Raw genomic sequence first — 23,734 nt, 5'->3', positions numbered from 1 at the left:
ACCTGCGCGGAGGCGGACCCTGGCGCCGTCAGCCGCCGAGGTCGAACACCAGCTCAGTCTCGATGGCGTTTCCCTGGCAGGGCCCCTGGCTCGGGACGTCCGCCCGGAGCGAGAGACGCCCCTTCAGCTTCGGAGGGTCGTCGAGCACCAGCTCCCCACGCATCTGCTGAGGCGTCTGCTCGATGTAGCGCGGCAGCGCGTCACAGACCGTCCATGACCACGCCGAAGCGATTGCCGGAGCGTTTCCCTCCTGCGCGGTGAACTCAGCGGTCCTAAACGCCCGATCATGAATCTCGCACGCGCTCAGGCGGCGCGCCGCAGATGAACCTTGCGGAGGATAGGACTGGCACGCCGCTGGGCGTTGCGAGCGTGCATGTAGGCATGGACGCGCCGCATGAGCTTCTGGAGAGTGCGGCAGCGATGGTTGCGAGTGACGTTGGCGTGGAGGTCCAGCCAGACGCGCTCAATGCGATTGGCGTCCGGGCAGTAAGGCGGCAGGAAGTGGAGGACAATCCGGCCGCCGAGTTGCTCGAGCGCCTTTCTCGTCTGCTGGCTGCTGTGGATGGAGGCGTTGTCCAGGATGAGGTGGATTCGTGGGGCGCCAGAGTACTCACCGGCGATGCGCCAAAGCAGTTGGATGAAGAGTGAGCTGGCCTTCGACTTGCCTTCCACCCAGGTGAGGCGGCCCGTCTTCGAGTCCAGGGCGCCGGCCAGGTATCGCTTCTTGTTGTTGCCTGGCGTGAGCACCACCCGGCGCTGGCCGGGCAGGCACCAGTCGCGTCCCACCTTCGGATTGAGATGGATGTCCACCTCGTCCACATAGAGGACCGGCTCGTCGGACCGGGCACATGCTTCCAGGCACCGCAACTCGAAGATGCGCCGGCGCCGCTTCCAGCCCGGCCAAGGGCAGCCCACCACGGGTTTGGCCGCCTTCAGGCTCGCACCGAGGGTGGCAAGCGCACGGCCCATGGTGGCAACCGACACCCGCGCCAGGCCCCGGCGCTCCATCTCCAGCGCGAGCAACTCCCGTGTCCACGTCGGGCGGCACCAGCCCACCTCTTCGGGAGTACCCGCCAGCACGCGCGAGAGAATGGCGAGGAAGCGCTCATCCACCTTCGCCTCGCCATTGGCCGCCCTGCGGTCCAACAGGGCTTTACGCCGCCCCGTCCGGTAGCGATTGACCGCGGAGACAACCGTGGAGGTGGCGCACGCCAGAGCACGCGCTACCTGCCTGCACGATTCGCCGCGCGATACTCCCACCACCGCCATGCACCGCCGCAGGGTGAGCGGGCAGCCGCTCCTTTCACCCCAGCGGATGAGAGAGCGGCGCTGCAGCCGCGAAAGACGGGGACTACCTTTGTCCCTGGGCGGGGCCTTTCTGATTCCTGGTCTTCTGCGCACACAGAGCCGAACGGGATGTGCCCTTGCCTCTTCCTGTCGCCCCGCGCGCCCGCCCGCTCACCAACCGCGATCGAGAATCACGAGCGGTGGTTTAGAGGAACCGTACGCCAGGGGGGTAGCGGTGCCCGCGATGGTCAGCACGGAGGGGCCCGTGCCCAGGGCCGTAGGGTCGAGCCGCACTTCCATGCAGGACTGGTGGGTTCCGTCCGCGTCGGTGTCCGTCACGCCCTGGAATCCACACACGGTCATCTGCCGGAGCCCCGCGCTGCCCGCCCCGTCTCCCGTGACGAAATGCGAGCCGGGGTCCGCGATGAGCCCCATCCATGCCTCGCCGTGACGCGCGCGCATGGAGAGGTCCCAAACCGGGGCGTCCCCACCACAAGCGGAGAGCATGAACAGCAGCGCCAGCGAACGAGCCGACGTGAAGCGACGGGGCGACTGAGTGGATGAGGCCAATGTTGAACGGCATCACGTACCAGGCACGTTGCCCAGACACCCAACTTATCCGGCGATGTCAGAGGACTCCGATACGTTGGTTTCTCAACATCAGGAGAGCAGATGCACCTCGACAACACGGAAGTGAAGAGCGGCCTCAAGGCCATGATCGTCGATCGCCTGCGGCTGGACATCGACCCCGCGAGCATTCCGGACGGGGCACCGCTGTTCGGCGGTGACTCGCAGGAAGGTGAGGCGGGAGGCCTGGGACTCGACAGCGTCGAGGCGTTGGAGATCGTGGTCGGCATCGAAGAGAAGTGGGGCGTCGTCATCGCGGATGACAGCGTCGCCAAGGAGTTCCACTCCATCGACACGCTCGCGGCGCTGGTCAACCGGCTCATCGCGGAAGGCGGGAAGAAGGCCGCCTGTGCCTAGCCAGCAGGCAGCAACGCCCGCCGGGCTCGGCATCCAGGAGCTCCTCCAACTCCTGCCGCATCGCTATCCGATGCTCATGGTCGACCGGATTGACAGCTTGGAACCCGGCGTGTTCGCCGAGGGAATCAAGTGCGTCACGGCGAACGAGCCCTTCTTCCAGGGGCACTTTCCCGAGCACCCCATCATGCCCGGCGTGCTGATCGTCGAATCCATGGCCCAGGTGGCGGGCGTCATGCTCCGCACGAGGAGCCGCCCGGACCTCGCGCCCGTGGAGCCGGCGACACAAAAGCCAGCGCGGCCGGGCGTGATGGCCAACATCCACCGGATGCGCTTCCGCCGCCCTGTCGTTCCGGGCGATCAGCTCCGCGTCCGAGCCACGCACCTCAAGAGCCTTGGCACCATCCATCACGTGAAGGTCGAAGCACGGGTGGGTGGAGAGCTGGTCGCCGACGGCGAACTGATGCTGGGCGCCTAGCCCCAAGGAACCACATCACCATGTTCTTGAATGTGCTGCTCCAGGGGAGCGGCTTTCCACGGCTGCGCTCCACTGTCACCCTCGTACAATCCCAACAGCGAAACATCCTGGTGGACAGCGGTCTGTGCGACGACGCGGGACGCCTGGTGCTAGCACTCAAGGAACGCGGCCTGACACCAGATGACGTGGACGTGGTTGTCGCCACCCACCTCCACTACGACCACTGCGGCAATCACTTGCTGTTCCGCAACGCGCAATACGTCGTGGGCGCCAAGGACTTCGTCGAAAACGCGCACTTCATCGAGGCGTATCACCAGGACCACACCCCAGGGAAAGCCGCGACCTCGGAGCTGCTGCGCGAGCATTACCAGACGGTGAAGGAGTTCTATGTCCGGTCCATCGTGCGCGAGGTGACTCGGAACATCGGGTTCTACAACCGCGTGCTCGAACGTGACTCGCGCTTCGTCCCTGTCGACGGCAGCCATTGGCTGACGGAGGAGGTCGAGGTGCTGCCCACGCCGGGCCATACCCATGGGCATATCTCCGTCGTCGCGCACCGCGCCCGCACGGACGATGAGGGCACGCCGCGAAAAATCCTCATCGCGGGGGATGCGCTCTTCACACGGAAGACCTTGGTGGAGAACGCCGAGCGGGAGCTCCAGCTCGCGCAGGACACCGAGCTGTACACTCACACCCGCCGCAAGCTCCTCCGCGAATACCGCCACATCATTCCGGGCCACGACTGTCTGGTGGACACGGCGCCGTCCGAGCCACTGGAGAAGCTCTCATGAGCCCCCATCGCGTCGTCATCACGGGCCTTGGCGTGACGGCCGCCAATGCACTGTCCGCCGACGAGCTCGCCCAGGCCCTGTCGAACCGCCACAGCGGCATCCGGCGGGCCGCCCCGTTCGACATCGAAGGCCGGACGTACTCCGCGGGCGTGGTGGACCTGCCGGGCGAGACGCCCGACAACGGTTTGGACCGCGTGTCAAAGCTGGCCCTTCACGCCGCGGAGCAGGCCCTTCGCGACAGTGGGCTCGAAGCCCAGGGGAACTGGCGGGAGGTGGCGGGGGTCATGCTGGGCACGAGCCGTGGGCCCGCCTTGTCCCTCGAACAGGTCATTCGCTCCGGAGGTGATGAGGACGCTCGCCGGAGACACTTCGGGGAGGTTCCCTTCTCCTCCATCGCGCGGAACGTCGCGGACCAGTTTGGCCTGGGCGGCATCCTGTCCACCGTCACCATGGCCTGCGTGTCCAGCAGCCTCGCAATAGGCCGAGCACTGGACGAAATCCGTCAGGGACGGGCCTCCGTGATGCTGGCGGGAGGAGCGGATGCACTGACCCTGCTCAGCTTCAGTGGCTTCTCCGTCCTGCGCGCCATGACGCCCACGGTGTGCCGCCCCTTCGACCATCGGCGCAATGGGATGGTACTCGGCGAGGGCGCGGGCATCCTCGTGCTCGAGGAGCTGAACCACGCGCGCCAGCGGGGCGCTCGAATCCATGCGGAGCTGTGCGGCTGGGGAACGGCGGGTGATGCCCATCACCCCACCAGCCCACACCCCGAGGGCCGGGGGCTCCAACAGGCGATGACGCTCGCCTTGCGACAGGCGGGACTGACGACGGAGCAGATCGACTTCGTCAACCTCCACGGAACCGGGACGCCGGCCAATGACCCCGCGGAGTGCCAGGCCCTGCGAGGTGTCTTCGGTGCGCGAGCCGCGTCGGTGCCGGTCAACTCCCTCAAGCCCTACTTCGGCCACACGCTGGGGGCCTCCGGCGCGCTGGAGCTCATCGGCTCCGTGCTGGGCATGGCTCGTGACTTCCTCCCGCCGACCCTCAACTGCGAGGAACTGGACCCGAAGTGCGACGTCGACGTGGTGCGTGGCGAGGGCCGCGCCCAACGCATCGACACGCTGATGAGCACCAAGTCCGCGTTCGGCGGGGCGAACGTCGCCCTCGTTGCCCGGCGCTTTCCGGAGACAGGGAGGGCGGCACGATGAGCCGGCGCATCGTCATCAGCGGGCTCGGCGCGGTGTGCCCCCGGGCCACGGGACCTACCGCCCTCTGGGAGCGCTTCTCCCAAGGCGATGCGGGCCCACCGTCCTCCTTGGCGGAGCGCATTCCCGACGCGGCGTTCGCGAAGCAGTCCGCCCAACTGCGGCACATGGACCGGCTCGGGCGCATCGCGCTCGCCGCGACCACGCTGGCCATCGAGGATGCCGGGCCCGGCAATCCCCTCCAGACAGGCATCGCGTTCGGCTCCGGCTACGGCTGCCTGCCCACGAACGCGGAGTACCTGGAAGGCATCCTGGAGCGGGGCGGCCGCTACGGAAACCCGGTGGTGTTCCAGAACACCGTCACCAACGCGGCGACGGGCTACATCTCCATGGTGCACGACCTTCGCGGTCCCACCGCGACCCTGTGCTCGGGCCACTCCGCGGGACTGGAGGCGCTTCGCTTCGGCTGCCAGCAAATCGAGGAGGGCCAGGCGGAGCGGATGGTGGTGGTGGGCGCGGACACCCTGAGCCCCATGCTCCTGGCTGGCATCGCCCTGCCTGAGGGAATGCGGGTGAGTGAAGCGGCGTGCGCCCTGGTCCTGGAGGAGCACACGCGGGCCCTGACGCGCGGCGCACACCGCCACGCGGAAGTCCTGGGCACCGGGCACCGGGGAGGCTCGCTCACGAACCAGGCGCACACGCTGGCCCGCGCGGTGCGGGACGCGATGCACATGGCCCGAATCGAGCCCGAGCAACTGGGCGCCGTCTTCTCCTGTGCGAGCGGCCGAGGAGACTTCGACGGATGGGCGCAGCGTGGGCTGCACGAAGCCCTTGGGGCGCACGCGGCGAAGGTGCCCGTGAGCTGTCCCAAGGACGTGCTTGGAGAGACGTTCAGCACGGCGGGCATGCTGGCCGTCGTGCTGGCCACGCGGGCCCTCGACAAGGGATGCGCGCTGGTCACCGCCCTGGGGGGTGAGGGCAGCACCCTGGCCGTGGTGCTGCGCGGGGGTGCTCATGACTGAGCACCCCATGGCCCGCATCTACGGCGGGACACCGCACCGGTTCCCCATGCTGCTGGTCGACGCGGTGGAAGCGCTCTCACCCGGCTTTGGCAGGGCGTTCAAGCAGGTCTCCGGCAACGAGATGATGTTCGAGCGTTTCGGAGACGCGCCCCCCGCCCTGCCCTCCTGCCTGCTGGTGGATGCCCTGGGACAGGTCGCCATCATGCTCCTGCGTGAGCCCGACGAAGTCACACCGTCTGTCTGGTACCTCGGCGGCATCGAGGCAATGACATTTCACACACCCATCACGGCCGGCAGCGTCCTGCGGATGGAAGCCAACATTCTCAAGCGGTGGCGGACCACGGTGCGCGTCGAGGTCAAGGCCTGGGCCGACGCTGTCCCGGCTGCCAGCGGCGTCATGGTGCTTTCCCAGAGAGGTTCGAAGTCACATGAGTCACCCTGAAACAAACACTCCGTTCCTGGACGGTTTGCTCCACCAGCAGGTGGTGCTGGTCACCGGAGCAGGACAGCCCATCGCCAATGCCATTGCACGGCGCCATGGGAAGGCGGGGGCGCGTCTGGCCCTGGTCTTCCAGCCGGAGCACGAGGCGGAGGCAACGGCACTCGCCAGGGAGTTGAGCGCGGAACTGGCCCTGGCCTGCGAGTCTTCTGACGCCCAGGCGGTGAGCACGGTGGTCCGCCGCGTCGCCACGGAATTGGGCCGCATCGACCTGCTCATCAACGCGTCACTGAGCCGCGCGGCCGGTCGGCTCAGCGACCTGTCCGCCGAGCGGTGGAAGGCCGTGCTCGACCGCCAGTTGAGTGGGACAGCGTGGTTCTGCAAGGAGGTCATCCGCCCGATGATGCGCAAGCGCTCGGGGCGCATCGTCAACCTGCTGGATGCCGCTTCCGGAGGCGCGAGCCGCGTGGCCGCCGAAGGCATCACCGCGATGACACGCGCGCTGGCGAACGAGGTGGCCCGGCAAGGCATCTCCGTGAACACGCTGGCGGTCCAACTCCTCGAGGAGGAGACAGCACACCTCACCCCAGCGCAGCGCGAGCGGCTCGATGGCGAGCTGGGTCCCCTGGGGCGGCTCGGGAGCGCAGAGGAGGTCGCCGAGGCCGTGCTCTTCCTCGGTTCGAGCGCGGCGAACCTCACGACGGGTCAGCGCCTGTCTGCCACCGGAGGTCTGTGGTGAGTGAGTCCCAGGCAACACGTCAGCGGTTCCGGCAGCAGACGGTCATCATCACGGGCGGCTCGCGTGGCATTGGCAAGGCCATTGCCCTCGCCTTCGCCGCGGAGGGCGCGGACATCGTCCTCAACTACGGGAGCAACGCGGAGGCCGCGCGTCAGGCCGCCGCCGAAGTCGAGGCGCAGGGCCGGCGCTGCGTACTGGTCCCCGGCTCGGTCGCCAGCCCCGACGTACCAGGACAGCTCCGAGAAGCGGCGCTCTCCAACTTCGGCCGCATCGATGTGCTGGTGAACAACGCCGGCATCAGCCGGGATGGGCACTTGATGATGCTCCAGGCCGCGGCGTGGCGGGAGACGGTGGACGTCAATCTCTACGGCGCGCTCGCCTGCTGTCAGGCGGTCATCCCGACCATGGTGCAGCAAGGCCGTGGCGCCATCATCAACATGTCCTCCTCCGCCGGAATCCGGGGACGCGCGGGACAGGTGCCCTACGCCGCCACCAAAGGGGCCTTGATTGGGCTGACGCAGGCGCTGGCGGGAGAGCTGGGGCCAAATGGCATCCGGGTGAACTGCGTGGCGCCTGGCTTCGTGGAGACGGAGATGGTCGCGGGGCTGATGAACCGTCCCGGAGTGCGCGAGGGATTCATCCAGGCCACCCCCATCCGCCGGCTGGGAACCGTGGAGGACGTCGCCAACGCCACGCTCTTCCTGGCGTCTCCGGAGAGCGCCTACGTGGTCGGCGACGTGCTGCGCGTGAATGGCGGGCTGGTGCTGTAGCGCGCCGCCCGCGGACGTCTGTCTTTTCAAGGAATCGCGCAACACGGGCTGAGAGGAACAGGATGAGCAACAAAGTCGTCGTTACCGGCATTGGCGTTCTCACGCCCATTGGCAACAACCTGGAGGAGTTCTCCGAAGGGCTTCGCTCGGGGAGAGATGGCATCGCGCCCGTCACCCATTTCGACGCCAGCAAGCACCGCTGTCAGTCCGCTGGCGAGCTGAAGAATATCGACTTCTCCGCGCACTTCAGCCCCGAGGAGCTGCCCTACCTCAGTCGCGGCGCCCAGATGATTCGCGTGGCGGCGGCGCAGGGGCTGGCGGCGTCCGGGCTGGACCTGGACGTCGAGGACCGCTCGCGCATTGGCGTGGTGCTCGGAACCAACCTGGGAGGAATGCCCGCGAGGAAGGAAGGCTACGCCGCGCTGCACCATCCCTACCGGCGTGGGCGCGCGGGCCCGAAGGAGCCCTGGCGAGCCCTGGTGCTCGACAGCTTCATCTGCGCCATGAGTGACCACGTCGCCAGCCAGTACCAGTTGGGGGGACTCAGCCTGGTCATGTCCACCGCGTGCAGCGCGGGCCTGCATGCCCTGGGCGTGGCGATGGATGTGATTCGCTCCGGGCGGTCCGAGGTGATGCTCGCGGGCGGAGTCGATCCGCTCAGTGAGATGCCCCAGGCCGGCTTCGGCGTCCTGCGCTCCCTGGCGAGCGACAAGCTGCGGCCCTTCAGCAAGGACCGCGATGGGACGCTGCTGGGCGAGTCCGCCTCGCTGTGGGTACTGGAGAGCGAGACCCACGCGAAGCGCCGCGGAGCGAACATCCTGGCGGAGCTCGCGGGCTACGGAGGCTCCACGGACGCCTACCACATGACCCGGCCCGACGAGACGGGACGCGGCCCCGCGCGGGCCATGCAGGCGGCGCTGGCGAGCGCGGGCATGAAGCCCGAGCAGATTGGCTACATCAAGGCGCACGGCACGGGCACGCCGGCCAATGACGTCATCGAGACACGCGCCATCAAGCATGTCTTTGGCGAGCAGACCCGAGTCCCCGTCAGCTCCATCAAGGCGATGGTCGGCCACAGCCTCGGGTCCAGCGGCGCCATGGAGGCGGCCGCCGCGGTGGTGGCGCTGAACGATGGATTCCTGCCGCCCACGCTGCACCTGGACACGCCAGACCCCGAGTGCGACCTGGACTACGTGCCCCATCACAGCCGGCCCACGAAGCTCGAAGCGGTGCTCTCCAACGCGTTTGGCTTTGGCGGCAACAACGCCGCGATGGTCTTCCGCCGCTGGGAGGGCTGATGGAACACAAGGGGAAACGCATGGCTGGCGGTACGCGAATGACAGACGAGATGCGAGTGGTCATCACCGGCATGGGCGCGGTGTCCCCCTACGGGGCGGGCGTCCCGCCCTTGCTGGACGCGCTCGCCGAGGGACGCAGCGCCATCCGCCCCATCGACGACTTCGATGTGTCGGGGTGCGGTTGCAAACACGGGGCGCGCGTTCCTCGAGGGAGCCTGTCCGCGCTGACGGGCTCCAACAACCTGCGGCGGGCGCCTCGAGGGACGCAGTACACGATGCTCGCCACGGAGGAGGCGCTCCAGATGGCGGGGCATGAGCCCTCCACCTGGAACCCGGAGCGGGTGGGCGTCTTCCTGGGCACCTACCGGGCCATGGCGGAGGTCAGCCAGGACATCTGGCACCGCATCATCACCAGCGAGCCGCGCTTCGTCCAACCGCTGCTGTTCCAGGAGACGGTGACGAACGCGGTGGCCAGCGCGCTGAGCATCCGCTGGGGCTGGCGCGGCACCAACTACGCCATCAGCGCGGGGAATGCCTGCGGTTTCCAGGTGCTCGCGCTGGCGGCGCAGGCGCTGCGCAGTGGACGAGCGGACGCCCTCATCGCGGGGACGTTCGACCTGTTCACCACGGCCACGCACTTCGACATGGATGACATTGGCGTGCTAAGTGATGCCAACGTGAGCCGTCCCTTCGACACCCGGCGAAATGGCTACATCATGGGAGAGGGGGCGGCGGTGGTGGTGCTGGAGACGCTCGCCTCCGCGCGGGCGAGAGGCGCCACCCCGCTGGCGGAAATCGCGGGCCTGGGCGTGGCGCACGACGGGCACGCCTTCGGCATCCATCATCCGGAGGGCCGGGGACTGGCCTCCGCGATGAGTCAGGCGCTTCGCGACGCGGAAGCCTCGCCCGAGGCCGTGGACTACATCGCCGCGGCCAGCAACTCCACGCAGTCGTTGGACAGGGCGGAAGTGGCCGCGATGAAGACGGTGATGGGCGCCGCGGCGAGCGCCGTTCCCCTCAGCAGCGTGAAGGGGCTCATCGGCGAGGCGGAGTCCGCCAGCGACATGTTCAACCTGCTCGCCTGTGTCAGTGCGGTTCGGGGAGGCGGATTGCCTGTCCAGGCCGGCACCGAGCAGCCGGAGTTCGAGCTCAATCTGGTGCGCCAGCCGCGGCCACACCGGCCCGTCCGGACGGCCCTGGCGCACTCCTACTCGTTCGGGGGCAACGCCGGCGCGGCGTTGGTCCGGGCGCTCTAGCATCGAGGAACACAGACATGGCCAACTTGGAAGGGACGGCGGCAAGCACGGCGAACGAGGACGTGCTCCTGTCCCTGAATGACATCCGGCGCGACTACGTCCTGGGAGAAACACGGGTCGAAGCCTTGAAAGGCGTCTCCCTGCGCATCCACCGGGGAGAGTTCGTCGCCATCTGGGGCCCGTCGGGCAGCGGCAAGTCCAGCCTGATGAACATCCTGGGGCTGGTGGACGCGCCCACCTCCGGTGAGGTGTCGCTGGAAGGCACGCCCATCGCGCAGCTGACGGACAACGCGCTCTCCGACTTGCGCAGCCGCAAGGTCGGCTTCGTCTTCCAGAGCTTCAACCTCATCCCCGTTCTCAGCGCCCTGGAGAACGTCATGGTGCCGCTGCAGATTCAAGGCGTGGGCACCGCCGAGGTACGCGAGCGCGCCAGTCAGGCCCTCAAGGACGTGGGCCTGGAGAATCAAGCCAGCGCGCGCCCGGACAAGATGAGTGGCGGTCAGCGCCAGCGCGTGGCGATTGCCCGCGCGCTCGTCACGTCGCCGTCCATCGTCGTGGCGGATGAGCCCACGGCCAACCTGGACTCGGAGAACAGCTACATGGTGGTCAAGCTCATGCGAGAGCTCAACCGCTCCAAGCGCGTCACCTTCATCTTCACCACCCATGACCCGCGGCTCATGGACCTGGTCGACCGGAAACTCCTGCTCAAGGACGGCCTGCTCCAGGCGGACGAGGCTGTGCGATGAACTACTTCTCCATTGGCTTCCGCAACATCCTGAAGAATCACCGGCGCAGCCTCGTCACCCTCCTCTCCGTGGGCTTCGGCTTTGCATCCATCAGCCTCTTCGCGGGGTACATCAAGTATGTGTACAGCGGGCTGGCCAAGCAGGCCATCCATGGGGAGCTGCTGGGGCACCTGACGGTGATGAAGCAAGGCCTGCGCACCGAAGGCCGCCTCCATCCGGCGCAATACATGTTCTCCAAGGAGGAGCTGGACCGGGTGATGCCCATCCTCCGGCAGTACCCTCACACGCGGCTGGTGACGCCGCGCATGTCCCTCAGCGGAATGGTGTCCAACGGCACCGCGTCCACCGTCTTCGTGGGCGAGGGCATGGTCCCCGAGGACGTCAAGAAGCTCCAGGGTGACTTCCAGCGCAAGCTGTCAGGTGACTTGAAGGCGGACAACCCCATCGGGGTGGCGACGGCGGAGGACCTGGGCAGGATTCTCAATTTGAAGCCCGGCGACTCGGCCGCGCTGCTGGTGAGCACGGTGACAGGTCAGGCCAATGCGCTAGATGTGGACATCGTGGACGACTTCAACACGGGCAACGTCGGCACCAACGACAAGTTCCTGTACATGCCCTTCGACCTGGCGAAGTCCCTGTATGACTTCGACGGCGCCGAGCGGCTCATCGTGCTGCTGGATGACAAGGCCTTCACCGAGCAGGCGCGGACGGAGCTCACGGCGCAGCTCAAGCAAGCGGGCTTCGACGTGGAGCTCAAGACGTGGCTGGAACTGTCGAGCTTCTACTCACAGGTGAAGCGCCTGTTCGACATGATTTTCGCCTTCATCTTCAGCAACGTCTTCATCGTGGTGGTCATGAGCATCGTGAACTCCATGAGCATGACGGTGGTGGAGCGGACGCGGGAGATTGGAACGCTGCGCTCCATGGGTCTTCGCCGCTCGGGCATCCTGCGGCTCTTCACCACCGAGGCCTTCATGCTCGTGGTGCTGGGATGCGCAGGAGGGTTGCTCTTCACGTTGCTGGTGCGACTGGCCGTCAACAGCGCGGGCATCACCTATACCCCGCCCAACTCCTCCAACGTGGTCAGCCTCATGGTCGACCTCGACGTGCCCCGGATGGCGAGGACGTTCGTCATGCTCTCGCTGCTGGGCATCGCCGCGGCCTTCTTCCCGGCGCGTACCGCCGCGCGCAAGTGCATCACCGACTCGCTGGGCCATGTCTGACGGAAAGAGAGTCATCACCATGAAACACATCCTGGCGCTCATCCTGGGGCTGCTGCTCTTGCACACCGGCACGGCGCGGGCGGCGGAGCCAGACGCGGCGGAGATTCTCAGGGCCTCGGACCGCTCGCGGGGTGGCGGGCTTCCTGGCATCCGCTGGACGGTCCGCATCACTCCCGAAAGTGGCGTGGACAAGGAGCCCGAGCGGCTGCTCACCCTGAAGGCCAATGCCACCGCCAGCCTCGCGGAGACGCGAGAGCCCGTGCGATTCAAGGGCTCCAAGCTGCTCCAGGTGGACCGGAACATGTGGATGAGCCGTCCCGGCCTCCGCAAGCCCATCCCCATCTCACCGAGGCAGAAGCTCTCTGGTCAGGCGTCTCAAGGCGACATCGCATCGACGAACTACGCCGCCGACTACCAGGGCAGGCTGCTGCGCGAAGAGGACGTCAACGGCGAGGCCAGCTACGTGCTGGAGTTGAAGGCCATCAACACGTTCTGCACCTATGACCGCATCACCTACTGGGTCTCCAAGGAGCGGCAGGTCGGCGTCAAGGCGGAGTTCTTCTCCCTCTCCGGCAAGCTGCTGAAGTCCGCCACCTTCGAGTACGGCAACCAGCTCACCCACGAAGGCAAGACGTTCCCCTTCGTGAGCAAGATGACCATCCAGGACGCGCTCACGCCCGCCAGGACGACGCTGCAGTACGCCGACGTGCAGGTGACGGAGTTGGCCCGCGGGACGTTCGACGTCAACCGGCTTGGGAACTGAGCCGCATGCGCTCCAAGCGAATCGCTGTCTTCCCGCCAACCGGCCTGTCATTGCTCATGGGCCTGCTGGCGGGAGGGCTGGGCACGAACGCGAAGGCCCAGGCGCTCCAGGAGCTGCTGGAGCAGGGCTCCGTCGGCCTCCAGGTGTTGGCACTGGACAGTGAGCGGGGACTCCGTGAGAACAGCCTGCTCAATCCTGGCAACCGCATCGCCCGTCTTCCAGCAGGGCAGACGGAGGTGGAGGGTCGGCTTGATTTGAAGCTCGCCACAGACACCTTCGAGGTGAGCCTGAAGCCCCGGGCCCGCTTCGAGTGGCGGCGCTTCGGAGAGACGGGACCGGAGACGCGGCTCGACGCCTGGGTGAACCAGGGATTGGTGACGCTCTACCCGGTGCAGTCGCTCGCGGTGTCCCTGGGCAGGGACGTGCTCATGTGGGGGCCCGCCAATTTCCGTTCGCCCAGCAATCCCATCTACTTCGAGAACGGCCGGAACAATCCCATGCGCGAGCTGCGCGGCGTGGACGTGGCCCAGGCCACCTGGTCCCCCACGCAGGCCCTGTCCCTGTCGCTACTGCACCAGTTCGGCGACGGACGCGGAGACTGGCAATGGGAGAAGGACGACGGGTTCAAGGCCTTGTCGTTGCTGAAGGTGGACTATACGGCCGAGTCTTCCGTGGTGGGATTGAATGCCTCCAAGCGGTGGGCTCACGAACGCCCGCGCTTCGGTGCATTCGGGCAGACCACCGTCGGCGAGGCGCTGCTCCTCTACGCGGAAGGTGGCCTGCGGCAGGGGACCTCCGCGCTCTACCCCGAGCGACTCCCCAACGCCGTGGGAGGCGCATTCCTGCCGCGCCATGCCCGGGACCACCGGCTCATCTACTCCGCCCTCGCTGGCGGTGGCTACACGCTGGACTCCGGCCACACCGTCTACCTGGAGTACCTGAGCAACAATGAAGGCTACCGGTGGGCGGATGGCGCGCGGTACTTCGACATCGCCAGTCGTGCCTCCTCGGTCCTGGCCATCCCCTCCCCCGACGCCGCGCTCGCGAGCCAGACGCTGGGGGTGGCGCTCAACAATGGGCTGGCGCTCCTCGGGCGCCACTATGTGTTCTTGCAGGTGCAGAACAACCCCACCGACACCGGGCCCACCTGGCAGCTCCGCTACGCGCTCAACCTGGTGGACGGCAGCGGACAGGCCTCCGCCTATGCCGAGTGGAACATCTGGAGCCGACTGGCGCTCTTCGCGGTAGGCGTCATGCACCACGGAGGCAACCGCACCGAGTTCCACTCATTGCTGAGCCAGTCGATACTCGTGGGAGCCAAGGGCTACGTCCTGTAGCCGCGCCGACATGGGCATGCATTCACGTTCAAACTGAAATGGAACTCACCGGGCGCCCAGCTTCTCCAGCATCTTCACCGCGTTGTCGTTCTTGGGGTCGAGCTCCAGCGACTTCCTGTAGCGAATGACGGCGTCATCCTTGCGGCCTGCCTCGGCGTAGGCCTCCCCGAGGCTGTCATGAGCATTGGCATCGTCAGGATAGAACTCGACGTTGGCCTCGAACACCTTCACGGCGTCAGCGAGCTTCTGCTGGCGTAGGAGCCCGTAGCCAATGTCGTTGAGGATTCCCGAGGACAGTCCGGAGTCCGCCGCCTGCCCCTGCTTGCGGTCCTTGAACCAGGCAAGGGCGGAGTCCACCCCCTGGAGCCTGACCAGCAAGTCCACCGTCATGAAGGGGCTGTCCGGCTGGGCCTCCTCCATGCCCTTCCAGCCATACTCCGCCACCGCGCTGGCGAGGAGCCGGCCGAAGAGGCGCGAGCCCTCATCCGAGTTCGTCATGACGGCGATGCCGCTCCCTGAATCCGCCAGGGCCATGAGGAAGGCGCGGTAGCCCTCGTTGGCGCCGCTGTGCCCGAACCAGGCCTTGCCCTCCTCGCGCGCGAAGCCAATGCCGAAGTTCGAGGACTGGAGGGTGAGCATCTGTTTCGCCATCGACGGGGAGACAATCCGCCGGGACTTGCCGTTCCAGGCCTTGGAGACCTCCAGGGCGATGCGCGCCAGGTCGGAAGGCGTGGTCCACAGTCCCGCCGGGGCCATCTCCGGGTAGGTGTGCCAGCGTCCGTCGACGCTCGTGCCACCTGAACGAGTCCCAACGGCAGCGCGTGCTTCCAGGGCCTTGGAGAGCGGCTGCTCGAAGGTGCTGTCCTTCAGGCCCAACGGAGCGAAGACCGTCTCCTGCATGATTCGCGGGAACGGCTTCTGGAGCTGGTCGACGAGCATCTGCTGGACGATGACCGTGCCTCCTCCGCTGTAGCGCGTCCGCGTTCCCGGCACGGTGTCGACCCGCACGGCACCGCTGTTCGCGGGCACGGCACCGTCGAGAATCTGCTGCGTCGTCGGCACGGCTGCCCCCGCCGCGTAACCCGCGAAGCCATGCACCGTCGTGCCCGCGTTGTGCGCGAGCAACCGGCGGAGGGTGACCTTCTGCTCCTTCGTGAAGTCGTTCTCCGGCACCTTCCAGGAGGCGAGCGAGTCGTTGATGTCCGCGTCGAGCGACCACTTGCGCTTCTCCGCGTGGTGCATGGCCGCGAGCGCCGTGACGGGCTTGCTGATGGAGGCCGCCTGGAAGAGCGTGTCGATGGCGACGGGCTCGCTGCCGCCGGACTGCTTCACGCCATAGGTCTTCGCCCAGACGAGCGCGCCCTTGTCGAAGACGGCGATGCTCAGCCCAGGCACCGAGTACAGCTCCATCCATTGCTGGAGCGTCAGGTGCCGGGGGGCCTCACCTGGAAGCACGACGGGAGCGAGCCCCGCCTCCACCCGCGCGATGCGTGCGGCCTCAGAGGGCCGCGCGAGCCACTCCGTAGTGGGACGTCGCGGGGCGGCGGCGGTGAGCAGCACGAGGGCGGTGAGGCTGACCAGTGCCGTGGCGACAAAGCGGGCAGGACGCATTCGGGGCATGTCGTGAGCGCTACGAACGAGTTCGCAGTCGATTGCACCCCCCGCAGGAGATTTCGAGCGGGCTCCCGCATTCCGCCGGGCACTGACAAACCGTGGGCCCCATATCGACCTCCAGCGTCTGGGGCGTTCCAGATTGACGTCAGTCACGCCACGTTGTCCCGTAAAGGGCTGGCATGCCATTGCATCGCTATCCCTATGTGGGTCCGGAGGAGATACGCCTCGCGGTCGCAACGTCGCCAGCCGGAGTCCCCATCCTGGCGGCACGAGACGTCGAAGCGTGGCTCCAAGCGATACCGGATGCCCTCATCGAGGGAGCCACCTATATCGTCGACCTCCAAGGGCGGCTTCGCCTGGCCCCACGAAGGTCTGAGCACGTCGCGTGTGCGGAAGGCGAGGACGTGCTCGCCGCAGGCGAGATTCGCTTCCAGCGAGACACCCACGGCGTCACGGTGGCCGAAGTCTCGAATCAGTCCACGGGGTACTGTCCGGACACGACGTGTTGGACCGCCGTCGAGCGGGCCCTCGCGCATGCGGGCCTGAATGCTCCCGCCGGCTTCACGCACGAAGTCATCTTCCGGCGTTGCCTCCGGTGCGGCGAAGTCAACCTCGTGAAGGAGGGCTGGTTCGTCTGCGTGTTCTGTGAGGCCGACCTGCCCCTGGAGTGGAACATCTCCCCTACTGCTTCTGGAACTCCGGCGAGCCCAGCAACAACCCGGCGATGAGCGAGACGTCCACGGGGCGTGTCTCTCCCACTGCGCTGGCGGCCTCGGCGCGCTTCGACAGCGCGTCGAGGATGGTCGCTCGCGTCGCCTCCGACGGAGGCGCGCCCAGCAGCGCCTGTCCCAGCGCGTCCACCCAGGCGCGCTCGGTGGGCTCGGCTGGCGTGGCCAACGTCTTCAACGCCACCTTCGTGCCCGGCATCCGCCCGGACACCAGCTCCAGGCTGAAGTTGAGCCGGGCCACCAGGGAGCCGCTGTTCACCCACGGAGCCGCCCCTTCTGGAAAGCCCGTGGGCGCTGGAGCCCGGAAGAGCGGCTCGCCCATCTTCGCCAGGGACTGCACCAGCCGGGGGCGCACCGTCACCTCCACCTCGGTGGCTCGCAGCGCGGACACCACGAACTCGAAGGGCGTCTTCACCTTCGCGGCCCGCGCCTCGGGTGCCCAGAACTCTGGTGACTGGAAGAGCGCGCGGTACACGGTGGGCAGGTCTCCGTCCGCGTCGAGGAACACCTTCGCCACCCGCTCCACCAGCGCCGGCGGCGGCGTGTCCGAGACGAAGCGCCGCGCCAGCTTGCTCGCGACATGGCGCGCGGTGGAGGGGTGTCGCGCCAGCAGGTCCAACACCTGCTCCCCATCCGCCACGCTCCGCTGACCGGGGATGCGCTGCCCCAGCACCCACTTGTCGTCCGGGTCATGCGCCCGGCGACGGAAGTAGAACGCAGGCTCCTGGCGCGGCTTGCGGATGCTCCAGCCCGTGAAACAGCGGGCCACCTCGCGCACGTCCTGCTGCGTGTAGCCACCCTCCACGCCCAACGTGTGCAACTCCAGCAGCTCGCGCGCGTAGTTCTCGTTGAGGCCGGGCTTCGGCTCGGCGGGCTCCGGTGCGTCGTCATCCTCTGACAGCGCTTCGCGTGACACGCGCTCCGGCATCCCGTCACGGACGCTGCGCCAATTGTCCAGGTAGAAGAGCATCGCCGGATGGCGAGCGGTGGCGCCCAGCAGCTCCCGGAAGTTGCCGAAGACATGCGGGCGGATGGCATCGCGCTCGTAGGCCGTCACCATCCACCGCACCGCGCCTTTGTCCGAGGACACGTTGAAGTGGTTGAACCAGAAGTCCACCAGCACCTCTTCGAGCTGGTTGGGACTCTCCACCGCCCGCAGCAGCTTCGCCGCGGATTGCTCCAGGCCGATGAGCGCGGGACGCTGTGGCTCACGCCCGTCCTTCAAGGCTTCCTCCCGCTGGCGCTTCGGCGGGTACTCCCGCACCAGCTCCGCCATGGACATCGTCAACGTGGGCAGCGCTTGGAGCTTCGCCTTCAGACCGGCTGGCAGCGGCGCACCGGGACGGGAGAGCTGCGACGCCATCCATTCCTCCACGCCCTGGCGCCGCAGGTCCGCCAGCGCCTGTCGCGAAGGTCCGAAGGCCATGCGCCGCAGGACGTGGACCGCACGAGCCTCGTCGAAGGCGGGTTCGGCCGACACAGGCTCGGACGCCACCACGGCCGTGGGGTGCGGCCCGTTCGCACATGAGAGCACGAAGGCCACCAGGAATCCGACAGACAGAAGTCGCATGACGATGGAGGAACCCCACACGGTACCTGAAGTTACGCGGTGAGTTGTGAGCTCGAAGTCAAATGACGCTTTCCTGGCGCAAAGGACTCCCGGGCCACTGCATCGCGACTTGCCGTAGGGCGCACGATGTCGTTCCACCGGGACCGGGGCTGCCCGTCGGTGCCCCCGGAGAGCGCCATGCCACCGTCCCCGCCTGCCCGAGCACGTCTCCTGCCGCTGTTGCTGGCATGCCTGTTGGCCAGCGCCTGCGGGCCCGTGGCCGATGACGAAGGGGGACGCCCCGGAAGCGAGGATCCACTCGAAGGGCCCTTCCATCCGGTGGTCGACCTGCGCGCGGATGTGAATCGCAATGGCATCGTCGAGCTCGACAACCCCACGGAGGACGAGGACGAGGACACCTGGACGGCGGAGCGCGGCGCCATCTTCCTGGCCAACCTGGACGACGACGAGGACGCCTGCCCCTTCTCCATGGACCCCCACCGCATCAGCGATGATGCGCTGACGCAGTGCCATGACGCCATGGACGCGGTGGTGAATGGCGAGTCGGACCTGGAGGACCTGGCCCGGCTGCGCACGATGCCCTGGCCCGAGGCGCCCGCGGGCACGGTGGGCTCCGTCATCGTGTCCGGGGCCGCGGGCAAGAAGGTGCGCCTGTTCAAGCGCGTGCGGGGCAACTTCATCTCGGGCGGCTTTCCCGACACGGTGTTCCTGTCGACCGCCGAGATACGGCGCGGCGTGGTGCTCGCCATCGAGGGGCGCGACATCGTTCGCGACCCCGAGGAGTGGGATGGCTTCGCGGACGTGGTGCTCACCATCGGCCGGAACAATCCGCACGACCCGGTGTTCACCGACACCGTCCGCATGCGCGTGGCGCCCGTGGTGCTCTTCCACCACATGACGCCCGCGTGGAACGTCTTCGTCTCCAAGCCCGCCGCCAGCATTGAGGCCAACCAGTTCCGGCAGGCGCTGGGCGGCGTGCTCGCGGACTCAGGAGAGCGGATGGTCTACTCCGAGTTCGCGGTGGATGATTTGTGGGCGCAGGACTACTTCGAGCCCGCGTACATGTCGATGCCTGCCCCGGGGGGCCGCCAACACGTCATGCAGGTCCACTACCGCGCGCCGCACGTCTACAACACCGACGCGAACGCGCCCCTGCGCGCGGCCGGCCGCATCGCGTTCTGGCTTCGAGGCCCCGACAATGCCGCCATCCAGCAGTACCAGCAGGGCATGTCCATGGCCTCCCAGACGCTGAACTCCTTCGGCAATACGGAGGTCATCCCGCCTTACGAGAAGGACGGTGTCACGTATCCCCTGGGCCGGCTGTTCCGGGGCCGGGGGCCAGACTCGCGGCCGGACTATCAGCCCGACCCCAGCTTCACGAAGATGCTGGAGGCGCAGGCCGTGCAGCCTCCCATCTACGTGGACACCTCGTGGCTGTTCGTGGACCACGTGGATGAGACGTTCACCTTCCTGCCCGCCCCCACGCCTCGAGGCTGGATTGCCCTGGTGGCCGACCCGGCGCTCGCGCGGCGGATGCTCCAGGACGCGCAGGCCCAGGGGCACGGAGACGCGAAGCTCTTCGCCGGCCTGTCCTGGGCGTACTCCATTCCCGCGGAGGTGAGCATCGCCGAGGTGCTCGACAACCCCGAACTGATGGACGCCAGCGCCGTGGCGGCGCTGGAAATCGGCACGCAGCTCTCCATCCTCCGAGAGGAGACGGGCCTCACGGACGCCGACATCATCCGCGTGCCCTTTCTCTTCCAGAACGCTTCAGACGGCGTGACGGCGTACCAGCCCGCCACGCTGAACCTGCTGTCGTTGACGCCCACGCAGGTCATCGCGCCAGACCCGCACGGACCGCTCATCGATGGGAAGGACCCGTTCAAGACGCGGTTCGAGGAGGCGCTCGGGGCCTATGGCATCCGCGTGCACTGGGTGGATGCGTGGGCGCCGTTCCACATCGCCCAGGGCGAAGTCCACTGCGCCACCCAGAGCGCTCGGCAGGTACCCGACGTGAAGTGGTGGGAGGGTGGACGATGAGGCGCGCACTGCTTCGCGGCATCAGCGCCGCCTTGATGCTGGTCTCCCTGAGCGCGGGTGGGACGGAGACGCCCTGCCCGGGTGATGACTGGAGGGTTGGCTTGAAAGCGAACATCTCCCGGGCCCGCCGGGAGAATCCAGCGGCGTTCATCCGGTTCGACACAGCCGCCGCCCAGGTGGACGCGCTGGACGCGAAGAAGCGAGGCACCCTGGCCGCAGTGTCACCGGGGCTTCGTGCGCTGGGGCCTGAGGCGCTGTGGCCCATGGTGGAGCGGCTCGCCTTCCCACCTCAGGAGACGCCGCGGCTCCCCTCTCGTGAGTCCGCGCGGCTGGCATTCAAGGTGGGCCTGGTGGAGGCCACGGGGGCGCTGCGTGACCTCCGCCTGGCCCCCTTGTGGAAGAGCCTTCTCGAAAGTCCGGACACCCAGCCCCAGGTCCTTCGCCCGGTCGCTGGAGCGCTGGCACGGCTGGAGACATTGGACGCGGCGAACACGCTCATCGCCGTGTCGAAACAGAAGGACGCCCGGGGCGAGGCCGCGATGGAGGCCCTGGGCCTGTGCCGGCGGCTCGTGGCGACACGGGCGCTGGCGGATGCACTGGACTCCCGGCCGGAACGCGAAGTCATGCGACGGTTGGCCAAGGCCCTGGGGGATGCCGGGTCCGCGTGGGCCTGGAAGACGTCCGGCGTGAAGGCGCGCTCGGAGGAAGGCGCCATCCGTCGCGTGGCGGCCGAGGCGCTGGTGCGGGCGTACCTGGACACGGACGGTGACGTGCGGCGCGCCGTCTCCAACGCCCTGCTGCGCGTGGATGCGCCCCAGACGCCCACGCTCATCGACGCGGCCCGGCTGAGCGCCCCGCCCGCCCAACAGGCGGCGCTGGACGCCCTGGCTGAACGGCTGCGCCACAACCCGCTGCGCTGACGTCAGGCCGCTTCGATTTCCATCCGGTACCCCACGCCGCGCACCGTCTGGATGGCGAAGCGGGACGTGCTGTTCCAGCCCAGCTTCTTCTTCAGGCTGGAGACGAAGTTGTCCACGGTATGCGGGTCCACGACGACGTCCCGGCCCCACACCGCGTCCAGGATTTCGTCGCGGCGCAGCACTCGCTCGCGCTCGCGCACCAGGAACGCGAGCAGGTCGAACTCCGTCCGCGTCAGCTCCACCGGGGCGCCCGCCGGCGTCTCCACCTTCCGGCGGTCCAGGTCCATCCGGTAGCCCGCGAAGCGCAGCCCCTTCACTGGCGCCGCGCCGGAGCGGCGCACCAACGCTCCCACGCGCGCCAGCAGCTCGCGCAGCCGGTAGGGCTTGCCCAGGTAGTCCTGCGCGCCTGACTCGAAGCCCCGCACCACGTCATCCTCCAGGGTGCGCGCGGTGAGCATCAGGACGGGCGTCGCCACGCCTTCTTCGCGCAGCGCGCGGCACAGCGTGTAGCCGTCACCGTCCGGCAGCATGACGTCCAGCAGGATGAGCTGGAAGTCGCGCCGGCCCAGGTGCTCGCGCGCCTCCCGCACGCAGGTGGCTTCCTCCACCGCGTAGCCGCCCTGGTTCTCCAGGTTGTCGCGCAGCGCGAGCCGCAGGTTGGCGTCGTCCTCCACCAGGAGGAGCGCCGGAACGGATGAGGTCATGTCGTCACCGTATGAGGAAAGCGAAGCTCGAAGGTGGTGCCTTCCGGGCTGGAGGCCGCCACGCGCAGGGTGCCGCCGTGCACGCGCATGATGCGGCGGCACAGGGCCAGTCCCAGGCCACTGCCGGGTGCATCATGGCCCTGGCCAGGCAGGCGCACGAACTCCTCGAAGGCGCGCTCCCACTGCGCCTGGGGGATGCCCACGCCGTTGTCGGAGAAGCGCACGCGGCCATCTGACAGCGCCTCGATGCGCAGGCGCACCGGGCTGCGGGTGTTGTAGGCACAGGCGTTGCGCGCCAGGTTTGAAAGCAGCAGGCGCAGGAGCTGTCCATCCGCGCGCAGGGAGAACTCCCCCACGTCCGCCTCCAGTTCCACGGGGACCTTGGACCAGAACTCCAAGTCCTTGCGCAGCTGAGCCACCAGTTCGTCCAGGCGCACCGGCGCCAGCTTTGGCACCCAGCGCCCCTTGTCGATGCGGTTGAAGGACAGCAGGTTCTCCACCAGGAAGCCCAGGCCGTCCGCTTCCCGGACGATGCGCGCCGGGTAGTCGCGCGCGTCCGTGCCCTCCGCCAGCCGCCACTCCAGCGTCTCCGCCAGCAGCCGGATGGACGCCAGTGGCGTGCGCAGCTCGTGTGACACGGTGGCCACGAAGTCGCTCTTCAGTTCCAGGAAGCGCAACTTGCGGTGCTGGGCCACGAAGGCCAGCGCGGCGATGCCCAGCGCCAGCACCGCGCACGCGGCCACCATGCCCGTCTTCAGCCGGTAGCGTCGCTCCAGCGCCCCTTGGGCCCGCGCCCACTCCGGCGTGTCCACCGACAGCGGCAGGTCGGCCAGCGGCAACATCTCCGCGTCCGCGAGTAGCCGCACCTGTCCATCCGCTTCCAGCAACCCGCGCTCGCGCATCTCCCGTGTCAGCGACTGGAGCAGCGCGCCCGAGTCCACCGCCACGCCCCGCACGTGATTGCCGCCGCGCGGCTCCAGGTACCACCCCGCTCGCACCAGCGCGGGGCCCGGAAGCGTCCTGGGCAATGGCAGCGGTTCGGACGCGAGCTCGGCGGCGCGGGCCTCGAAGTCCGCCACCGGCACGCCGGCCTTCGTGGAGAGCGCCACGATGCGCTCGCGCAGGAAATCGAAGTCCTCCTTCGTGAAGCGCGCGCGGCGCAGCAGGAGCAGCCGCTGCAATCCATCCAGGCGCCCGCTGCGCCCGTCCGCCAGGCCGTCACGCACCAGCGCGTGCATCAACTGGGGAACGGGGTCGCCCCGCTCCGCCAGCGACTCCAACACCACCAGGAAGCCCGGCACATCGCGCGTGGAGGCCAGCACGTACTGCGAGCGGTGTTGAAGCAGCGCCATCAGCGCCACGGTGGACGCACGGCGGTCGCCGCGTGACAGCGCCCGGTCCACCTCGCGAATCAGCGCGAGCCGCTCCGCCCACGGGTCCTCCGCCTCGTCCGCCCGCTCCGTGCCGGCGCGCAGGCCCGCGTAGCGCCCTTTCGCGGGCGTGTCTTCGCCGGTGTCGTGGAGGGCCAGCCGGGGCAGCAACTGCGTGCCCCGCTCTCTCAGGTAGAGACCCGTCGCGGGGGCGAGCGGATCCAGCGCGGCGGCCTCCAGCGCGGGGCGCGCCGCTTCCAGGCGGTCTCTCAGGGACTGCGCCAGGGAGGCACGCGCGTACTGCTCCAGGGCCTCCCGGCGGGAATCAAGCGAGGCCTGCGCGTCATCCCGCTCGGTGGCGAAGATGCGCTGGAGCGAGCCCAGGCCCCAGGCCAGCCCGGCGAAGCCCAGCAGGAGCGCGATGAGGGTGGGCAGCAACCGGCGGAGCATCGG

General features: G+C 68.1%; 24 protein-coding genes. 17 read left to right on the top strand and 7 right to left on the bottom strand.

Annotated elements, in window-relative coordinates; genetic code table 11:
* Positions 1-28: 28 nt before the first annotated feature.
* From F8M74_RS38425 to F8M74_RS37455, 3 genes are all read right to left on the bottom strand, one after another.
* Complete coding sequence (locus tag F8M74_RS38425; RefSeq protein ID WP_255470587.1) at positions 29-163, bottom strand: hypothetical protein; 135 nt, start codon at positions 161-163, stop codon at positions 29-31.
* A 140-nt stretch (positions 164-303) separates the two neighbouring features.
* Positions 304-1,269 carry an IS630 family transposase gene (locus F8M74_RS05925; protein ID WP_141252700.1) on the bottom strand — a complete coding sequence of 322 codons (966 nt, stop codon included), beginning with the start codon at positions 1,267-1,269 and terminating at the stop codon, positions 304-306.
* A gap of 189 nt (positions 1,270-1,458) precedes the next feature.
* The gene (locus F8M74_RS37455; protein WP_194856992.1) at positions 1,459-1,749 is read right to left on the bottom strand and encodes a hypothetical protein; all 291 of its coding nucleotides are present in this window, start codon (positions 1,747-1,749) and stop codon (positions 1,459-1,461) included.
* A 210-nt stretch (positions 1,750-1,959) separates the two neighbouring features.
* On the opposite strand from F8M74_RS37455, the gene F8M74_RS05915 reads away from it, so the two are divergent.
* The 14 genes from F8M74_RS05915 to F8M74_RS05850 all read left to right on the top strand — a co-directional run bounded on the left by F8M74_RS05915 (position 1,960) and on the right by F8M74_RS05850 (position 14,335).
* Complete coding sequence (locus F8M74_RS05915) at positions 1,960-2,271, top strand: acyl carrier protein (protein ID WP_011556324.1); 312 nt, start codon at positions 1,960-1,962, stop codon at positions 2,269-2,271.
* Complete coding sequence (gene fabZ, locus F8M74_RS05910) at positions 2,264-2,746, top strand: 3-hydroxyacyl-ACP dehydratase FabZ (protein ID WP_141252701.1); 483 nt, start codon at positions 2,264-2,266, stop codon at positions 2,744-2,746. The genes F8M74_RS05915 and fabZ overlap by 8 nt, the downstream gene beginning before the upstream one ends.
* Positions 2,747-2,766: 20 nt before the next feature.
* Entirely contained in the window at positions 2,767-3,537 is a 771-nt protein-coding gene (locus F8M74_RS05905; RefSeq protein ID WP_141252702.1) for an MBL fold metallo-hydrolase, read from the top strand.
* Complete coding sequence (locus F8M74_RS05900; protein WP_141252703.1) at positions 3,534-4,745, top strand: beta-ketoacyl synthase; 1,212 nt, start codon at positions 3,534-3,536, stop codon at positions 4,743-4,745. Before F8M74_RS05905 ends, F8M74_RS05900 begins: the two co-directional genes overlap by 4 nt.
* A complete protein-coding gene (locus tag F8M74_RS05895) occupies positions 4,742-5,764 on the top strand; it encodes a beta-ketoacyl synthase N-terminal-like domain-containing protein (RefSeq protein ID WP_141252704.1) in 1,023 nt (340 codons plus the stop codon). Before F8M74_RS05900 ends, F8M74_RS05895 begins: the two co-directional genes overlap by 4 nt.
* Positions 5,757-6,206, top strand: a complete 450-nt coding sequence (locus F8M74_RS05890; protein WP_141252705.1) for a 3-hydroxyacyl-ACP dehydratase FabZ family protein — start codon at positions 5,757-5,759, stop codon at positions 6,204-6,206. The genes F8M74_RS05895 and F8M74_RS05890 overlap by 8 nt, the downstream gene beginning before the upstream one ends.
* Complete coding sequence (locus F8M74_RS05885; RefSeq protein ID WP_141252706.1) at positions 6,193-6,942, top strand: SDR family oxidoreductase; 750 nt, start codon at positions 6,193-6,195, stop codon at positions 6,940-6,942. The genes F8M74_RS05890 and F8M74_RS05885 overlap by 14 nt, the downstream gene beginning before the upstream one ends.
* The gene (locus F8M74_RS05880) at positions 6,939-7,712 is read left to right on the top strand and encodes an SDR family NAD(P)-dependent oxidoreductase (RefSeq protein WP_228559479.1); all 774 of its coding nucleotides are present in this window, start codon (positions 6,939-6,941) and stop codon (positions 7,710-7,712) included. The genes F8M74_RS05885 and F8M74_RS05880 overlap by 4 nt, the downstream gene beginning before the upstream one ends.
* Before the next feature lie 62 nt (positions 7,713-7,774).
* Entirely contained in the window at positions 7,775-9,010 is a 1,236-nt protein-coding gene (locus F8M74_RS05875; RefSeq protein ID WP_141252708.1) for a beta-ketoacyl synthase, read from the top strand.
* A 38-nt stretch (positions 9,011-9,048) separates the two neighbouring features.
* Positions 9,049-10,266: a beta-ketoacyl synthase gene (locus F8M74_RS05870; RefSeq protein ID WP_141252709.1), complete on the top strand. Its 1,218-nt coding sequence runs from the start codon at positions 9,049-9,051 to the stop codon at positions 10,264-10,266.
* A 17-nt stretch (positions 10,267-10,283) separates the two neighbouring features.
* Positions 10,284-11,012, top strand: coding sequence for an ABC transporter ATP-binding protein (locus F8M74_RS05865; RefSeq protein ID WP_141252710.1), 729 nt, complete (start codon positions 10,284-10,286; stop codon positions 11,010-11,012).
* A complete protein-coding gene (locus F8M74_RS05860; protein WP_141252711.1) occupies positions 11,009-12,235 on the top strand; it encodes an ABC transporter permease in 1,227 nt (408 codons plus the stop codon). Before F8M74_RS05865 ends, F8M74_RS05860 begins: the two co-directional genes overlap by 4 nt.
* A 19-nt stretch (positions 12,236-12,254) precedes the next feature.
* On the top strand, positions 12,255-12,998 hold the full coding sequence (locus F8M74_RS05855) for an outer membrane lipoprotein-sorting protein (RefSeq protein ID WP_141252712.1): 744 nt from the start codon (positions 12,255-12,257) through the stop codon (positions 12,996-12,998).
* Between the two features lie 5 nt (positions 12,999-13,003).
* The gene (locus tag F8M74_RS05850) at positions 13,004-14,335 is read left to right on the top strand and encodes a hypothetical protein (RefSeq protein ID WP_228559478.1); all 1,332 of its coding nucleotides are present in this window, start codon (positions 13,004-13,006) and stop codon (positions 14,333-14,335) included.
* A 45-nt stretch (positions 14,336-14,380) separates the two neighbouring features.
* On the opposite strand, the gene F8M74_RS05845 is transcribed toward F8M74_RS05850, so the two are convergent.
* A complete protein-coding gene (locus F8M74_RS05845; RefSeq protein ID WP_141252713.1) occupies positions 14,381-15,955 on the bottom strand; it encodes a serine hydrolase in 1,575 nt (524 codons plus the stop codon).
* 173 nt (positions 15,956-16,128) lie between these two features.
* Between F8M74_RS05845 and F8M74_RS05840 the strand changes: the two genes are divergently transcribed.
* Complete coding sequence (locus tag F8M74_RS05840) at positions 16,129-16,677, top strand: hypothetical protein (RefSeq protein ID WP_141252714.1); 549 nt, start codon at positions 16,129-16,131, stop codon at positions 16,675-16,677.
* On the opposite strand, the gene F8M74_RS05835 is transcribed toward F8M74_RS05840, so the two are convergent.
* Complete coding sequence (locus F8M74_RS05835; RefSeq protein WP_216619907.1) at positions 16,631-18,247, bottom strand: DUF1800 domain-containing protein; 1,617 nt, start codon at positions 18,245-18,247, stop codon at positions 16,631-16,633. The genes F8M74_RS05840 and F8M74_RS05835 overlap by 47 nt on opposite strands.
* Positions 18,248-18,424: 177 nt before the next feature.
* Between F8M74_RS05835 and F8M74_RS05830 the strand changes: the two genes are divergently transcribed.
* Together F8M74_RS05830 and F8M74_RS05825 are read left to right on the top strand one after the other, a co-directional pair.
* The gene (locus F8M74_RS05830) at positions 18,425-20,287 is read left to right on the top strand and encodes a protein-arginine deiminase family protein (RefSeq protein ID WP_141252716.1); all 1,863 of its coding nucleotides are present in this window, start codon (positions 18,425-18,427) and stop codon (positions 20,285-20,287) included.
* Positions 20,284-21,207 (top strand): HEAT repeat domain-containing protein, encoded by a 924-nt coding sequence (locus tag F8M74_RS05825; protein ID WP_141252717.1) that lies wholly within the window; start codon positions 20,284-20,286, stop codon positions 21,205-21,207. The genes F8M74_RS05830 and F8M74_RS05825 overlap by 4 nt, the downstream gene beginning before the upstream one ends.
* 2 nt (positions 21,208-21,209) lie before the next feature.
* Here F8M74_RS05825 and F8M74_RS05820 read toward each other — a convergent pair whose 3' ends face one another.
* Positions 21,210-21,911 carry a response regulator transcription factor gene (locus F8M74_RS05820; protein WP_141252718.1) on the bottom strand — a complete coding sequence of 234 codons (702 nt, stop codon included), beginning with the start codon at positions 21,909-21,911 and terminating at the stop codon, positions 21,210-21,212.
* Positions 21,908-23,731, bottom strand: coding sequence for a HAMP domain-containing sensor histidine kinase (locus tag F8M74_RS05815; RefSeq protein WP_141252719.1), 1,824 nt, complete (start codon positions 23,729-23,731; stop codon positions 21,908-21,910). The genes F8M74_RS05820 and F8M74_RS05815 overlap by 4 nt, the downstream gene beginning before the upstream one ends.
* Positions 23,732-23,734: the final 3 nt, after the last annotated feature.

It is taken from the genome of Myxococcus sp. CA023 (assembly GCF_010998615.1).
In the GTDB taxonomy this organism is placed as follows: Bacteria; Myxococcota; Myxococcia; order Myxococcales; family Myxococcaceae; genus Myxococcus.
The sequence above is the reverse complement of the archived record's forward strand: the minus strand, read 5'-3'. Positions and strand labels throughout refer to the sequence as shown.

Bases quoted from the DNA above. Each gene is read 5' to 3' on its own strand.
- F8M74_RS38425 (WP_255470587.1), bottom strand. From the start codon at position 163: ATGCGTGGGGAGCTGGTGCTCGACGACCCTCCGAAGCTGAAGGGGCGT.
- F8M74_RS05925 (WP_141252700.1), bottom strand. From the start codon at position 1,269: ATGGCGGTGGTGGGAGTATCGCGCGGCGAATCGTGCAGGCAGGTAGCG.
- F8M74_RS37455 (WP_194856992.1), bottom strand. From the start codon at position 1,749: ATGCGCGCGCGTCACGGCGAGGCATGGATGGGGCTCATCGCGGACCCC.
- F8M74_RS05915 (WP_011556324.1), top strand. From the start codon at position 1,960: ATGCACCTCGACAACACGGAAGTGAAGAGCGGCCTCAAGGCCATGATC.
- F8M74_RS05905 (WP_141252702.1), top strand. From the start codon at position 2,767: ATGTTCTTGAATGTGCTGCTCCAGGGGAGCGGCTTTCCACGGCTGCGC.
- F8M74_RS05900 (WP_141252703.1), top strand. From the start codon at position 3,534: ATGAGCCCCCATCGCGTCGTCATCACGGGCCTTGGCGTGACGGCCGCC.
- F8M74_RS05895 (WP_141252704.1), top strand. From the start codon at position 4,742: ATGAGCCGGCGCATCGTCATCAGCGGGCTCGGCGCGGTGTGCCCCCGG.
- F8M74_RS05890 (WP_141252705.1), top strand. From the start codon at position 5,757: ATGACTGAGCACCCCATGGCCCGCATCTACGGCGGGACACCGCACCGG.
- F8M74_RS05885 (WP_141252706.1), top strand. From the start codon at position 6,193: ATGAGTCACCCTGAAACAAACACTCCGTTCCTGGACGGTTTGCTCCAC.
- F8M74_RS05875 (WP_141252708.1), top strand. From the start codon at position 7,775: ATGAGCAACAAAGTCGTCGTTACCGGCATTGGCGTTCTCACGCCCATT.
- F8M74_RS05870 (WP_141252709.1), top strand. From the start codon at position 9,049: ATGACAGACGAGATGCGAGTGGTCATCACCGGCATGGGCGCGGTGTCC.
- F8M74_RS05865 (WP_141252710.1), top strand. From the start codon at position 10,284: ATGGCCAACTTGGAAGGGACGGCGGCAAGCACGGCGAACGAGGACGTG.
- F8M74_RS05860 (WP_141252711.1), top strand. From the start codon at position 11,009: ATGAACTACTTCTCCATTGGCTTCCGCAACATCCTGAAGAATCACCGG.
- F8M74_RS05855 (WP_141252712.1), top strand. From the start codon at position 12,255: ATGAAACACATCCTGGCGCTCATCCTGGGGCTGCTGCTCTTGCACACC.
- F8M74_RS05850 (WP_228559478.1), top strand. From the start codon at position 13,004: ATGCGCTCCAAGCGAATCGCTGTCTTCCCGCCAACCGGCCTGTCATTG.
- F8M74_RS05845 (WP_141252713.1), bottom strand. From the start codon at position 15,955: ATGCCCCGAATGCGTCCTGCCCGCTTTGTCGCCACGGCACTGGTCAGC.
- F8M74_RS05840 (WP_141252714.1), top strand. From the start codon at position 16,129: ATGCCATTGCATCGCTATCCCTATGTGGGTCCGGAGGAGATACGCCTC.
- F8M74_RS05835 (WP_216619907.1), bottom strand. From the start codon at position 18,247: ATGCGACTTCTGTCTGTCGGATTCCTGGTGGCCTTCGTGCTCTCATGT.
- F8M74_RS05830 (WP_141252716.1), top strand. From the start codon at position 18,425: ATGCCACCGTCCCCGCCTGCCCGAGCACGTCTCCTGCCGCTGTTGCTG.
- F8M74_RS05825 (WP_141252717.1), top strand. From the start codon at position 20,284: ATGAGGCGCGCACTGCTTCGCGGCATCAGCGCCGCCTTGATGCTGGTC.
- F8M74_RS05820 (WP_141252718.1), bottom strand. From the start codon at position 21,911: ATGACCTCATCCGTTCCGGCGCTCCTCCTGGTGGAGGACGACGCCAAC.
- F8M74_RS05815 (WP_141252719.1), bottom strand. From the start codon at position 23,731: ATGCTCCGCCGGTTGCTGCCCACCCTCATCGCGCTCCTGCTGGGCTTC.